At 51.6% G+C, this 13,651-nt stretch carries 16 protein-coding genes; 7 read left to right on the top strand and 9 right to left on the bottom strand.

What is annotated here, in order from left to right; genetic code table 11:
• Positions 1–18 precede the first annotated feature (18 nt).
• From rpsI to zapE, 3 genes are all read right to left on the bottom strand, one after another.
• A complete protein-coding gene (rpsI, locus tag ACJJIZ_RS07705) occupies positions 19–411 on the bottom strand; it encodes a 30S ribosomal protein S9 (RefSeq protein ID WP_282933887.1) in 393 nt (130 codons plus the stop codon).
• 15 nt (positions 412–426) lie between these two features.
• Positions 427–855 carry a 50S ribosomal protein L13 gene (gene rplM / locus ACJJIZ_RS07700; protein WP_444893021.1) on the bottom strand — a complete coding sequence of 143 codons (429 nt, stop codon included), beginning with the start codon at positions 853–855 and terminating at the stop codon, positions 427–429.
• 114 nt (positions 856–969) lie between these two features.
• Positions 970–2,094: a cell division protein ZapE gene (gene zapE, locus ACJJIZ_RS07695; RefSeq protein WP_444915736.1), complete on the bottom strand. Its 1,125-nt coding sequence runs from the start codon at positions 2,092–2,094 to the stop codon at positions 970–972.
• 350 nt (positions 2,095–2,444) lie between these two features.
• On the opposite strand from zapE, the gene ACJJIZ_RS07690 reads away from it, so the two are divergent.
• On the top strand, positions 2,445–2,885 hold the full coding sequence (locus ACJJIZ_RS07690; protein WP_157954137.1) for a Z-ring associated ZapG family protein: 441 nt from the start codon (positions 2,445–2,447) through the stop codon (positions 2,883–2,885).
• An 86-nt stretch (positions 2,886–2,971) separates the two neighbouring features.
• On the opposite strand, the gene sat is transcribed toward ACJJIZ_RS07690, so the two are convergent.
• Positions 2,972–4,162 (bottom strand): sulfate adenylyltransferase, encoded by a 1,191-nt coding sequence (gene sat, locus ACJJIZ_RS07685; RefSeq protein WP_413663032.1) that lies wholly within the window; start codon positions 4,160–4,162, stop codon positions 2,972–2,974.
• A gap of 390 nt (positions 4,163–4,552) precedes the next feature.
• Here sat and ACJJIZ_RS07680 point away from each other — a divergent pair, with 390 nt between their 5' ends.
• Together ACJJIZ_RS07680 and ACJJIZ_RS07675 are read left to right on the top strand one after the other, a co-directional pair.
• A complete protein-coding gene (locus ACJJIZ_RS07680) occupies positions 4,553–5,695 on the top strand; it encodes a S1C family serine protease (protein ID WP_444915735.1) in 1,143 nt (380 codons plus the stop codon).
• A gap of 20 nt (positions 5,696–5,715) precedes the next feature.
• A complete protein-coding gene (locus ACJJIZ_RS07675; protein WP_444915734.1) occupies positions 5,716–6,144 on the top strand; it encodes a nuclear transport factor 2 family protein in 429 nt (142 codons plus the stop codon).
• Between the two features lie 49 nt (positions 6,145–6,193).
• On the opposite strand, the gene hisD is transcribed toward ACJJIZ_RS07675, so the two are convergent.
• From hisD to ACJJIZ_RS07650, 5 genes are all read right to left on the bottom strand, one after another.
• Complete coding sequence (gene hisD / locus ACJJIZ_RS07670) at positions 6,194–7,504, bottom strand: histidinol dehydrogenase (protein WP_444915733.1); 1,311 nt, start codon at positions 7,502–7,504, stop codon at positions 6,194–6,196.
• 14 nt (positions 7,505–7,518) lie between these two features.
• Positions 7,519–8,157, bottom strand: a complete 639-nt coding sequence (gene hisG / locus ACJJIZ_RS07665; RefSeq protein WP_413663036.1) for an ATP phosphoribosyltransferase — start codon at positions 8,155–8,157, stop codon at positions 7,519–7,521.
• Between the two features lie 50 nt (positions 8,158–8,207).
• Positions 8,208–9,470 carry a UDP-N-acetylglucosamine 1-carboxyvinyltransferase gene (gene murA / locus ACJJIZ_RS07660; RefSeq protein ID WP_444896352.1) on the bottom strand — a complete coding sequence of 421 codons (1,263 nt, stop codon included), beginning with the start codon at positions 9,468–9,470 and terminating at the stop codon, positions 8,208–8,210.
• A gap of 44 nt (positions 9,471–9,514) precedes the next feature.
• Positions 9,515–9,748, bottom strand: a complete 234-nt coding sequence (locus ACJJIZ_RS07655; RefSeq protein WP_444896351.1) for a BolA family protein — start codon at positions 9,746–9,748, stop codon at positions 9,515–9,517.
• 87 nt (positions 9,749–9,835) lie between these two features.
• Positions 9,836–10,489, bottom strand: a complete 654-nt coding sequence (locus ACJJIZ_RS07650) for an MlaC/ttg2D family ABC transporter substrate-binding protein (RefSeq protein ID WP_444915732.1) — start codon at positions 10,487–10,489, stop codon at positions 9,836–9,838.
• Between the two features lie 408 nt (positions 10,490–10,897).
• Here ACJJIZ_RS07650 and ACJJIZ_RS07645 point away from each other — a divergent pair, with 408 nt between their 5' ends.
• From ACJJIZ_RS07645 to lptA, 4 genes are all read left to right on the top strand, one after another.
• Positions 10,898–11,869: a KpsF/GutQ family sugar-phosphate isomerase gene (locus tag ACJJIZ_RS07645; RefSeq protein WP_444915731.1), complete on the top strand. Its 972-nt coding sequence runs from the start codon at positions 10,898–10,900 to the stop codon at positions 11,867–11,869.
• A 69-nt stretch (positions 11,870–11,938) separates the two neighbouring features.
• Positions 11,939–12,475: a KdsC family phosphatase gene (locus tag ACJJIZ_RS07640; protein ID WP_444915730.1), complete on the top strand. Its 537-nt coding sequence runs from the start codon at positions 11,939–11,941 to the stop codon at positions 12,473–12,475.
• The gene (lptC, locus tag ACJJIZ_RS07635) at positions 12,472–13,041 is read left to right on the top strand and encodes an LPS export ABC transporter periplasmic protein LptC (protein WP_444915729.1); all 570 of its coding nucleotides are present in this window, start codon (positions 12,472–12,474) and stop codon (positions 13,039–13,041) included. The genes ACJJIZ_RS07640 and lptC overlap by 4 nt, the downstream gene beginning before the upstream one ends.
• A complete protein-coding gene (gene lptA / locus ACJJIZ_RS07630; protein ID WP_444915728.1) occupies positions 13,028–13,585 on the top strand; it encodes a lipopolysaccharide transport periplasmic protein LptA in 558 nt (185 codons plus the stop codon). Before lptC ends, lptA begins: the two co-directional genes overlap by 14 nt.
• The last annotated feature ends 66 nt before the right edge of the window (positions 13,586–13,651 follow it).

The raw sequence follows: 13,651 nt of genomic DNA, 5'->3' as shown, positions 1-13,651 counted from the left end.
CCGGGCCAAAAAGAAAGCTTAACGCTTGGAGAACTGCGGCTTCTTACGCGCTTTGCGCAGACCCACTTTCTTACGCTCAACCTCACGGGCGTCGCGGGTAACATAACCAGCGGCGCGCAGCGGTTGACGCAGCGCTTCGTCGTACTGCATCAGGGCACGGGTCAGGCCGTGACGGATAGCACCCGCCTGACCAAAGGAACCGCCACCTTTAACAGTAACAGTGATGTCGAATTTCTCGACCATTTCAACCTTTTCCAGCGGCTGACGCACGATCATGCGAGCCACTTCACGGCCGAAGTATTCGTCCAGAGTGCGACCGTTTACGGTGATCTTACCTTCGCCTGCTGCGAGGAATACACGAGCAGTAGAGGTCTTGCGGCGGCCGGTACCGTAGTATTGAGTAGTTGCCATCAGATTTATTCCCGTTTAGATCGCCAGTTCAATCGGCTGTTGAGCCACATGAGGATGTTCACTGCCGCTGTATACTTTCAGCTTCTTGAACATGGCACGACCCAAAGGACCTTTCGGCAGCATGCCTTTAACGGCGCTTTGAACGGTGCGCTCGGGCGCTTTTTCGATCAGCTTTTCGAAGCTGATGGATTTGAGACCACCAGGGTAGCCGGAGTGGCTGTGGTAGATCTTGTCTTTGGCCTTGTTACCGGTCACGCGAACCTTTTCTGCGTTGATTACAATGATGTAATCGCCAGTGTCCACGTGGGGCGTGTATTCAGGCTTGTGCTTGCCGCGCAGGCGGGTTGCGATCTCGGCAGAAATACGGCCGAGGGTCTTGTCCGCAGCGTCAACAATGTACCAGTCGCGTTTTACCGCCTCTGGCTTGGCACTGTAAGTCTTCATGTTATAAACACCTGTAATATGACCCCCAGAATTAGGGGCCGTCCCACAAAAGAGCGCGGATAGTACAAAAGGAGTGTATGCTTTTCAAGCGGAATTTACCCCGACTCGACAGACTTATTCGGGGCGATGGGGCCGCTCCAGATATTCGCGGGACTGCATCTCCAAAAGCCGACTCACCGTGCGCTCAAACTCAAACTTAAGATTCCGGCCGACGTACAACTCCTCAGCTGGAACCTCCGCAGAAATCACCAACTTCACGCACCGGTCGTAAAATTCATCTACCAGATTAATGAAGCGACGCGCCTGGGCATCCATACGCTCATCAAACTTGACCACCGACCCCAGAAGCACCGTATGGAACTCCCTGGCCAGCTCGATATAGTCATTTTGCGATCGCGGCCCATCGCATAGATCCACAAAATCAAACCAAGCAACATCATCCGCTACTTTCAAGGCTCGAATTGGGCGCCCCTCCACTTGCAGCTGAACCTCGCTACGAGCTTCGCAGCCGCTGACACTCAGCTGTGAAAAACTCTGCTCCAGACTGTTATCCGCCTCAGGTCCCAGCGGAGAATGATATAATTCCAATATCTCCAGGGTGCGCAGCCGGTAATCGGTACCGCTATCGACATTAACCACCTTGGTGTACTTCTCCAGCAGATCAATGGCCGGAAGAAACCGTACCCTCTGCAACCCATCCTTATATAAGCCTTTGGGCACAATATTCGAGGTCGCCACCAGGGCCACCCCCCGGCGGAACAACGCATCCAACAGGCCGGCCAATATCATGGCATCGGCAATATCTGAGACGAAAAACTCATCAAAGCAGAGCACCCGAGCGCGGCGGGCAATCTTATCTGCCACCTTCTCCAGCGGATTCTTCTCCCCTGCGTACTCCTTTAGATCCTGGTGAACTCGACGCATAAAGCGATGAAAATGGGTACGCTGTTTTTCCGCGAACGGCAGGGACTCAAAAAACGCATCCATTAGGTAGGTTTTTCCGCGGCCTACCCCACCCCAAAAGTAGAGCCCCTTCTCCGGCTCATTAGCGCCACTGCGAATACGGGACCAAAAACTGACGATCGCACCGCGCTCAGACCGAGCCACCAAGCGTCGGTGAAGATCCTGCAACTCCTCAACTGCCTGACGCTGAGATTGATCCTCAACAAAGTCAGGGCGCTGAAGGTCACTCTCATAACGCTCAAGAGGGGAAGAAAATAGTGGTTTGGCGGGCAACATAGAGGAAAATTTCTTCGACTACTGAATAACTGGCGCGCACTCTATCAAATTCAACCAATCTACGCATAGACCGCAGAGCGACGGGGTTGGCATCCTTTACAACAGTGCAACCACCCGAAATAGCCAGCCCTCCCCGCAAACTGGAACCAGGCACTAACCATTCTGTCGCAATTGACCGACAACATTAATTGTCAGCGTAATAATCGCGTATACTGGCCTCTCTATTATGAGGGGCAATAGCCACGAACGCGGGCTACCCAAAGTGCAGAAACCGGCTGGGCCAAGATTGGCAGCCTCATCTCTCCGCGAGGTGATCTGTACAATAAAAAAGCAAGTTGAGGAGGTAGTAAGTGCACTCTACATCGGTATTAATTCTAGTCGGCGTCCTCGGTATGACCCTGGGTGCATTCCTCGCATTCCTAGCAGTGCGCGGGCGTACCAGTGTGGAGCGCTCAGAGGAACTGGAGCAAAGGCTACGTGAGGCCAACAACAAACTCGAAGACTTTCAGTTGCAGGTCAACGATCACTTCGACCAAACGTCACAACTTGTTCACAACCTCACCGAGAGCTACAAAGAGGTTCACGAATACCTGTCTAATAGCGCGCTGCGCTTATCCAGCCAGGATATTGGCCGCCAGATGCTAAAAGCCGGCAGTGGAAAATTAAAAGACAACGATGAGAAATTGCAGGATATAGAGCCACCTCGCGACTGGGCCCCCAAGGAACCTGGCGCCAAAGGCACGCTTGCTGAGGACTACGGACTCGAAAAAGAAGCCCATGAGAGCAGCTAATAATTAACAAGCTGTAGGAGATGATGAAACGCAGATTTCCAAGCAATAAAAAAGGCGGGTAATCACCCGCCTTTTTTATTCGGTACTTACAGGCTCTGATAGTAATCCATCAAAATCTGCGCCACTTCAGGGCGAGAAAACTCTGGGGGCGGCGCAATACCATCACCCAACATTTCACGCACTTTAGTACCTGAAAGCAGAATAAAGTCTTCTTTCGTGTGATCAGGAACATCACGCATCATTACCACCTTATTCAACTTTTTGGAATAAGCGGTGTGGTCGGCACGGAAAATCTCAATCTCAAGAGCGCCTTCGGGCACCTTTTCATCGAAGATTGTCTGAGCATCGAAAGCGCCGTAGTAATCGCCAACGCCGGCGTGATCACGACCGACAATCAGGTGGCTACAGCCACAGTTCTGGCGGAATACCGCATGCAATACCGCTTCGCGCGGGCCAGCATACAGCATATCGAAGCCGTAGCCGGTCACCATCACAGTATTCGCCGGGAAGTACAGCTCTACCATCTTGCGAATGGAAGCATCGCGCACCGGAGCGGGGATATCACCAGGCTTCAGCTGGCCAAGCAGCATATGAATCAGTACACCATCGGCCTCTACCCCGTCGAGGGCCATCTTGCACAGCTCTTCGTGCGCGCGGTGCATCGGGTTGCGAGTCTGGAAGGCTACAACCTTATTCCAGCCACGCTCCTTGAATTCATTGCGAATCTCTACCGCAGTGCGGAAAGTATCCGGGAAGTCATTCTGGAAGTAGCTAAAGTTCAGCACTTCGATCGGGCCCGATACTAGAGTTCGACCCGCAGACTTAAAGGTTGCGACACCGGGGTGTTTCTCATCCAGAGTGCCAAACACCTGCTCAGCCATGGTGTCCATTTGCTCTTCTGAAATGGTTTCGATCGCCTCAACATCCATCACGGCGAGAACCGGATTACCCTCGACATTTGGGTCACGCAGGGCAATACGGGAGGCACCCTCAATTTCACTCGCGTCTTTAACAACATTAACAACCGGCACCGGCCAGAACAGGCCATCTACTGTGCGCAAGGTTTCAGCAACACTCATGGCATCTGCCAGGTTCATATAGCCGTGTAACGGATTGAAGTATCCTGCCCCGAGCATCACCGCGTTGGCGGCAGCTGCCGAACTGACCACGATTGACGGCAGGGACTCCGCTTCGTGCATCAACTGGTGATGCCTCTCACTGTCATATACAAAGCGTGGCTGAAGTTCAACGCTGCCATGGGGGCGAACTAGGGACATTTAGGTCTCCAAAAACAGTAGTTACCGGTTAGTCTTAAAATTTCGATTGGCCATTATACGCATCTATCGTAAGCGACCAATGTCATTGCCATACAGGAGTTAGATTATACCTCCCAAATTCCACTCCCTGAGCAACTCCAGGGTCTCAATAACCAAGTAAGCAACCCGGGTACTGGACAATCGCTATATAGTAGAGTGAGAAATACAAGCGCCCTCCATTTAGGCTCACAAACTGCCCCTCTATTCAAGCTATTTTGTAGAGCCCTTACATGCTAATTGTTGTGACGTGAACAACCACCCCGCCAAAAGAAACAATTTCCTCTAACAAACGCCATGTGCAGCGATTCCGCTTGGAGACGTGTGTATAATCAGCGCAAAGAGGAGTCACGAGTGTCCCAAAACCGATTTTTACAAGATTGGATCCTACCAACCCTGGTAGGCCTTGCCATGGCTGCCCTGCTCTTGGTTATATTCCCACAACTGCGCGGTGTCGCCCCCGAGGCCAATGGAAATAATACCCAAGGTCCGGTTTCCTATGCCCACGCTGTCAATGTGGCAGGCCCAGCTGTAGTCAATATCTACACTCGAATGGCCATGCCGCAGCGCCAGCACCCTCTGTTCAATGACCCCCTTTTTAGGCGCTTGTTCGACAACATGGATGTCCCGCAAAGACAGAGGATGCAATCCAATCTTGGCTCAGGTGTCATTGCCAGTGATAACGGTTATATCCTGACCAACCATCATGTGGTCGACCAGGCCGATGCCATTGTTATTCTTTTAGCTGATGGACGGGAAGCGCAAGCAAGGCTCGTCGGAAGCGATACAGATTTTGACCTAGCCGTCCTCAAAATTGACCTCGACGGCCTGACCTCCATTTCTGTCGGTGAACCCGACAGGGCACAGGTGGGCGACGTCGTCCTAGCAATCGGCAACCCTTTTGGAGTTGGGCAAACTGTGACTCAAGGCATTATCAGTGCGAAAGGCCGTCACCTTGAAAACTCAGGCACCGGCAGCTACTTACAGAACTTTTTGCAGACAGATGCTGCGGTCAACCCTGGAAACTCTGGTGGCGCACTGGTTGACTCTCAAGGGCGCCTGCTAGGCATCAACACCTCAATTCTCAATCAATCCGGCTATTCAGGCGGGATCAGCTTCGCCATTCCCGCCAATATTGCCTTCAAAGTCATGCAGGATATTATTGCTTATGGCCGCGTCGTACCCGGCTGGCTGGGTATTGAAGCTACTGGCATTAGCCCTCAAATGGCCAAGGAGTTCAATTTAAACTCTACTGGTGGCGTGTTAGTAACAGCTATTTACAACGAGGGCCCCGCGCATGTTGCAGGTCTTCAGCCAGGAGATGTCATCACGCATATTGATGGCCTCCCTATCGGCGATGGCAAACAGGGAGAGGCCACTATGGCCACTCTGCGCCCCGGAGATACCATCTCAATAACCTTTATTAGAGAAGGCGCCTCCCATACGGTTAATGCCACAGTTTCAGAAGAGCCACAGACAAAAACAGCAATAGAATAAACTCTCAAGGAGGAGCCTCCATGCGCTCAATGGTTTTTGCTCTACTTTTTACAATAACTGTAACTCCCGCAGTAGCGGAAGATAAAGAAGACTTACAAAAACTGCTGATTGATTTTATCAGCAAAGCTGCCTCTGATCCCCAGGCCCACCAACGCTTTTGGGCCGAGGACCTGGTATACACCAGCTCAAACGGAAAGCGCTTTGGCAAAAGCGAAATTATGCAAGGAATGCAAACACCTCCCACTGAACCAGTGACAACAAGCTATGCCGCCGAGGAAATTGACATTCGATTGTTAGGAGATGCCGCTATTGCTGCATTTAAACTATCGGCTAATGACAGCAGTAAAGGGGAACAAAGCTATTACCTCAACACCGGCATGTTTGTTAAACGAGACGGTGAGTGGCGCGCCCTAGCCTGGCAGGCTACCCGCATACCCCCTACAGAATAAGTGCACTATGTACACACCCCGCATAGAGGAATCTGTCGGGGTGTATTACTCAGAAATCCTTGACCCGAAAACCCGCAGAGCGGGCATGAGCTTCTAACCCCTCCCCGAGCGCAAGAGTATGCGCTACGCGCCCCAAGGTATCAGCGCCTTTTTCAGAACAGTAGATCACCGAACTGCGCTTCTGGAAGTCGTAAACTCCCAGCGGTGAGGAAAAACGGGCAGTGCCACTGGTAGGAAGGACATGATTGGGGCCAGCACAGTAGTCCCCCAATGCCTCTGCCGTATAGCGCCCGAGGAAAATGGCTCCGGCATTCCGGATCCCAGGAAGGTAAGCCTCAGGATTATCTACTGAAACTTCCAGGTGCTCCGGTGCAATCTGATTAGAGATTTCTATCGCCTGCTGTATGGACTCCACTTGGATCAACGCTCCACGATCAGCAAGGGAGCGGGAGGCAATTTCAGCTCGGGGCAACTCGACCAAAAGCCTTTGCAGCGAACTCTCAACCCGATCTAGATACTCAGCATCAGGGCACAACAGAATTGACTGCGCCTGCTCATCGTGTTCAGCCTGTGACAGCAGATCCATGGCAATCCAGTCGGGATCTGTTTGCCCATCGCAAATAACCAGAATTTCAGAAGGGCCCGCAATCATGTCGATAGCAACATGACCAAAAACAGCACGCTTGGCACTGGCCACAAAGATATTCCCCGGACCAACAATTTTATCCACCGCAGGAATAGACTCAGTACCATAGGCTAGTGCCGCTACTGCCTGGGCACCACCAATCGTAAACACCCGGTCCACCCCTGCTATTGCCGCTGCCGCCAACACCAGGTCGTTCAGCGCCCCTTTCGGAGCCGGCACCACCATATTTACGGCGTCAACCCCAGCAACTTTTGCAGGAATTGCATTCATAAGCACGGAAGAAGGGTAACTCGCCTTACCTCCAGGAACATAAATGCCGACACTTTGCATTGGGGTAATCTGCTGCCCAAGCACAGTCCCATCGGCCTCCGTATAGCGCCAGGACTCCTGTCTTTGATGCTCGTGGTAACGCCTCACTCTATTAGCAGCTTCCTCCAGGGCCTCGCGCTCCTCGGTACTTATACGACCTAGAGCCGCGGTAAGCTCAGCAGCCGGCAGAGCAAAGTCTTTCGCCCTTTCCAGGTGCCGATGATCAAAGCGGTTGGTGAACTCGATAACAGCCTTATCACCATGAGCGCGAACACGCTGCAATATTTCTGCAACGATACTTTCAACCTCTTGATTTGCCACTGCCTCCCAAGCCAATAACTGCTTCAATTGGCCATCAAAATCTCTATCGACCGTATTTAGCCGACGAATTACTTTGCTCGTCATAATGCTTCGGGTATCTATTTGGTTTGTGCTACAGCCGATGCCAACTTCTCAATCAAACTATTGATTGGCGCATATTTCATCTTCATGGCTGCCTTGTTGACGATCAATCGACTGCTGATTTGCGCAATAGTCTCTCGGGCTTCAAGGCCATTGGCCTTTAGCGTATTGCCACTATCTACAATATCGACAATCTCGTCGGCCAAATTCATTAGCGGAGCAAGCTCCATAGCCCCATACAGCTTAATAATGTCAACCTGACGGCCAATCGAGGCATAGTGCTTTTTGGCACTCTGTACAAACTTGGTAGCGACCTTAATTCGGCCACTGGGCAATTGCCCCCCCTTAACACCAGCGGTCATCAGGCGGCAGCGGGCAATGCCCAAATCGAGAGGCTCGTATATACCATCAGAACTATGCTCGAGTAGGGTGTCTTTCCCCGCCACACCAATATCTGCGGCTCCATGCTGCACATAAGTGGGCACATCCACTCCCCTCAGGAGGAGGAGATGCACCCCTTCGCGATTCGTCGGAAATATCAACTTTCGACTTTTAGTTAGGTCTTCAGCAGGCTCCAACCCTGCCGCCTTAAGAAGCGGTAGGGTCTCCTGAAGAATCCGCCCTTTTGTCAGTGCGATTGTAATTTGTGCAGTCATTTCGATTTACGCCAGTCCGTCATTGGCTCTTGGGATTAACTTCGTAGCAATCAGCCGGGAACACGCCGAATATTCGCGCCCAGCTGTCGGAGCTTCTCTTCAATACACTCGTAGCCGCGGTCAATATGGTAAATACGATCCACCATAGTAGTGCCCTCTGCCACCATACCAGCAATAACCAAGCTAGCTGACGCGCGCAGATCTGAAGCCATTACTGGAGCGCCCTTAAGCTTCTCCACCCCGGTAACAATTGCCGTATTGCCTTCCAGGGTGATATCTGCTCCCATTCGATTCAGCTCATGAACCTGGATTAAGCGGTTTTCAAAGATTGTCTCAACTACAGTCCCCTTTCCTTCGGCTACAGCATTCATTGCTGTGAACTGGGACTGCATATCTGTAGGGAAGGCTGGGTAAGGCGCTGTACGGAAGCTCACCGCTTTAGGGCGATTGCCTTTCATATCCAGCTCAATCCAATCGTCGCCACAACTGATATGAGCTCCAGCCTCTTCAAACTTAACCATAACCGCATCGAGGATATCGGCACGAGTATTGAGCAGGCGCACTTTGCCCCTCGCCGCTGCAGCTGCCGCAAGGAAGGTTCCGGTTTCAATACGGTCCGGCATAACAGTGAACTTGCAGGGGGTAAGCTTAGGTACACCGTGAACACGCAGGGTGTCAGTGCCAACCCCTTCAATCTGAGCCCCCATAGCAATAAGGAACTCTGCCAAATCGACGATTTCAGGCTCGCGAGCGGCGTTGTGCAGAGTCGTAGTTCCCTCTGCCAGTGCCGCTGCCATCAACAGATTTTCAGTGCCGCCAACTGTCACTTTCTCCATGACAATATTGGCTCCCTTAAGACGACCATTGGAGCGCGCCCGAATGAAACCACCATCGATGGTTATCTCAGCACCCATTGCCTCAAGGCCCTTCAGGTGAATATCGACTGGGCGGCTACCAATTGCACAACCACCTGGAAAGGAGACATTCGCAACCCCATGCCTAGCCAACAGGGGCCCAAGAACCAAGATTGAGGCCCGCATCGTTTTAACCAGCTCATAGGGAGCGGTCAGGTCATTGACTGAGCGAGGGTCAATCTCAACACCCAACTTTTCATCAATAGTGACATCACACCCCATACACCGGAGCAAGGTGATCATGGTGGTAATATCATTGAGATGCGGCAAATTATCGATTTGCACAGGCCCGTCAGCCAATAAAGCAGCAGCCAATATCGGCAAGGCTGAATTCTTAGCTCCAGAAATCCGCAGAGTCCCGGAAATTGGGCTGCCGCCCTCTATTATCAACTTATCCATTCAATCTCTTTCTAGATAGCCAACACCTCAGTGGCAATGGCAAGTTAACGACTGGCTTCTTCTGGAGTCAGAGTCTGCATTTGCACGGCATGCAAGGTGCCATCGGCGATTTTTTCACCAAGAGCGGCATAGACAAGCTGTTGCTTTTTTAAACGACTCAGACCCTCAAAGGAACTGCTCACTACAGTGACCATCAGGTGACTACCTTCAAAAGCCACTTCAACAGTACTATCGGGAATTTGCCCTTCGATTAGGGCCTTGATTTCGTCTGGTTGCATAGGAGGGACTTGCGATTGGTTAAAAACAGCACGCAAGTGTACTTGAATCAAGCGGAGTGCGCAGCTACGCACTCCAAAGTTCGCGGATCAACTCACTTTATTTGCGGCATCGTCTGCCGCTGACCAATTAGAAATCACCTTGTCGATGTCCCCATAAGTCTGCATTGACTGCGAGAACTGACTGCGGAAAGTCTTACCCAGGTTGACCCCATTCAGAATCACATTGATCAACTTCCACTGGCCTGCCCGATTGCGCACCAAGGTATACGAAACTTTTGTTATACCCTCTTTGCTGCGAACTTCCTGCAGCACATTTACACGATTACCTTGAGGTGTGGTGCCGGGATTGACCACTTTTACATCCAGGTCGCCAAAATTTGCCACGCCGCGAGCAAATGTCGCTACAAGATCGCGACGAAAAGCATCCGTAAAGCGAGAGCGTTGGTCGGCAGTCGCCTGCTTGGCATAGCGCCCCATTACACCGCGAGCGATAAAGTCAAAATCAACAACCGGGGTCAGCACCCCTTCAACAGCATTGTAGTATCTTTGTGGGTCTGAATTTGCATACTGAGCGTTGGTACGAATTACCCCCAAAAGCTCATCGGAAACCCCTTTAATCATTACATATGGATTTTGGGCCGCATTGGCTGCAGGCATCACTGCAGAAGCAAAAACAACACAAAGCGCAAATCTAATCCACCGCGACAAACCGTTTCGGCCAAGCCAAAATGATGCGTTCACAAATTATCTCCAGTTAGCAAATCATTCCTTGGACGCATATGACAGAATTTAGTGCCATAGCAATACCACATATCAACCTTCCCGCAGCCCAACTGAGAGTGTGTCGATCATCCATTGAGTGACATAGCTGACAGCGGAGACGGCAAACTATACCATGGCCACACCCGGCAATGTGGCGGTGTACGAGCGTGTCATTTGACACATCTAAAGTGCGCACTGGCTTTTTCCGCCGCCAGCAGCCCGCTAATATAGATTAGCACGACAGCAAAAGATCGAGTCGCCTTTAAATATTGGACTCATATGACAAAAATTATCCACGCTGTCGCATAAGTAAATATCGAAACTGTCGCATAATAAGGCAGTTTTACGAGAACTTGTCAGAGCACTAGTAAGCGATTGAGGCAGTTGATGACACAGGATTTAATTTTGGAAGCTGGGCGCCGCACCGTCCGCATGGAAACTGAAGCGGTGGCAGCACTGGAACACAGAGTTAATGGCGAATTCCAGCGAGCCTGTGAAATGATCATGCAATGTCGCGGTCGCACCATTGTTACCGGCATGGGGAAATCTGGGCATATTGGCCGAAAGATCGCCGCCACCCTTGCCAGCACTGGCACACCGAGCTTTTTTGTTCACCCCGGCGAAGCGAGCCACGGTGATCTCGGCATGATCACTCGAGATGATGTTGTCATAGCCATATCCAATTCTGGCTCATCCGCTGAAGTCCTCACTCTACTACCTCTGCTAAAACGCCTGGGCATTCCACTAATTAGCATGGCAGGAAAAACCGACTCCCCTCTGGCTCAAGCTGCGGAAGTCAATTTGGATATATCGGTAGCCACAGAGGCCTGCCCCCTCAACTTGGCCCCCACCTCATCAACAACAGTTACTCTGGTGATGGGAGATGCACTTGCAGTCGCCCTGCTCGAGGCCAGGGGTTTTACTGCCGAAGATTTTGCCTTCTCTCACCCCGGCGGTGCCCTCGGGCGCAGGCTTCTACTGAAGGTTGAGGACGTGATGCACGCGGGCGATGAACTCCCTCAGGTAACTCCAGAGACGCTGCTATCAAAAGCCCTGCTAGAGATGACCAGCAAAGGGTTCGGCATGACAACTATTGTAAATAGCGACGATGAATTACTAGGCGTTTTCACCGACGGTGATTTGCGCCGAGTAATTGATCAAAAAATCGAACTCGACAAAGCACTCATGGAGGAGGTGATGAGTCGCCGCCCTAAAACGGTTTCTGCTGACACTCTCGCTGCAGAGTCCCTAAGAATTATGGAGGACTACAAAATCACTGCATTAGTGGTAGAAGATGAAGCTCACCACCCTGTCGGCGTACTCCATATGCACGATATTCTGCGCGCCGGAGTTATCTGAGATAATACCGGACAATTAATACGCAGGTTTTGCCCTCACAATCAAAGGCGAAGAGAGATTACTCCGGTGATGCCCGAACAAAAATTAAATGACTCCCTGAAAAATATCCGCTGGCTTGTTCTGGATGTGGACGGTGTTCTGACAGATGGCAAGCTTTATTTTGACAATAGCGGCAACGAGCTCAAAACCTTCCACACCCTGGATGGGCACGGCATTAAAATGCTGCAAAACTCTGGAGTACGTGTAGCAATCATTACCGGCCGGCGCAGTAATGTTGTAGAGCGCCGAGCGCACGACTTGGGTATCAATAAATTGATTCAGGGCCGGGAGGACAAGTTTGCCGCACTACAGGAGCTACTTTCTGAAGAGTCATGCCGCCTGGAAGATATCGCCTATGTCGGGGATGATTATCCCGATCTACTGGTAATGACCAAGATCGGGTGCCCCATCGCACCACCTAATGCAGCCCCCCCCGTACGGGAGCGAGCCCTTTGGATCACAGAGGCTCGTGGCGGCGAGGGTGCTGTACGCGAAATCTGCGACCGCATTATGATTGCACAAGGGACCTTTGACGCGGCGCTCGCCCCCTATATCGGAGAAAAATGATGCGCTCGTGGTTGCCTCTCATACTGGTCATTCTGCTTATAAGTGCCGGGCTCTGGTTTTCCGAGAGTCCGCCAGAACAGTTCTTAGGCAAAAGGCCCACTCCTCAGCAACAAAATCGGGCTGCGGACCTTATTATCAAAGGGGCTGAAACTCGCCGTTTTGACCAGGCAGGCAACCTAGCTTATCGAGTGGATGCAGAGCAAATCACCTACTTTCAATTTAAACGCCGGGATCGAGCCAACCTTAAAGAGCCGCGTATGCTGTTCTATACGGACGACCAGCCCAAGTGGGCAACTCGGTCCAAAAGGGGTGTGGCCTTCAATCGAGGAAAACGTATCGTACTTAGTGGCGACGTTCAAATTGATGAACTCCCCGGCCCGAATGGCATCCAATTGGAAACACCGCGAATCACAATCTTCCCTGACAGGGAATTCGCCGAGACCGACAAAGTTGTTACTATTAGCTCCGGCCCCAACCGCACTGAAGGAACGGGGATGCGCGCTTACCTGAAAGAAAACCGGATGGAAATTCTATCCGACGTGAAGAGCAGCTATGACACCCAATAACCCCTATCCCTCAATACTTAAGACCTTCACTGCAATTACGCTGGCAGCTATTGCCACCGTAGCACAGGCTTTACCTGACGATAGAACCCAGAGAATCTCTGTGGGCTCGGAATCTATGTCAGCCGACCGCGCCAATAATTTAGTGGTTTATAGTGACAATGTGGTCATCACGCAGGGCTCCCTCCAAATCAGAGCAGATCGCGTGGAAGTGTACTTTACGGCTAGCGATGAAATCAGCCGAGTCATTGCTGTGGGCCGCCCCGCGCACTTCCAACAAAAGATATTGGAGAGCGAAGAGCCTGTTAAAGCCCGTGCTGAGCGCATCGAGTATGTCATCAGCTCTGAAGAACTGCAGCTCACAGGGCAAGCTTATATCGATCGCGATGGCAACACCCTAACTGCCGAGAAAATCGACTACGATCTCGCCACTGAGCAAATGAGCGCTCGCAGCCAGCCTGGCCAAGGCAGAGTTGAAATGATCTGGAAACCTGAGAGCACCGAATCCAGCGAGCCTGCTGAAGCAAATACCGACACAGACCAGTAGTTCATCCAAATTTCAGTGCCTGTAAAACAGCGCTACTTACAATGATGTAATCCGCTGCCCCTCTCG

Source organism: Microbulbifer maximicatervae (SeqCode) (assembly GCF_052467225.1).
The sequence above is the reverse complement of the archived record's forward strand: the minus strand, read 5'-3'. Positions and strand labels throughout refer to the sequence as shown.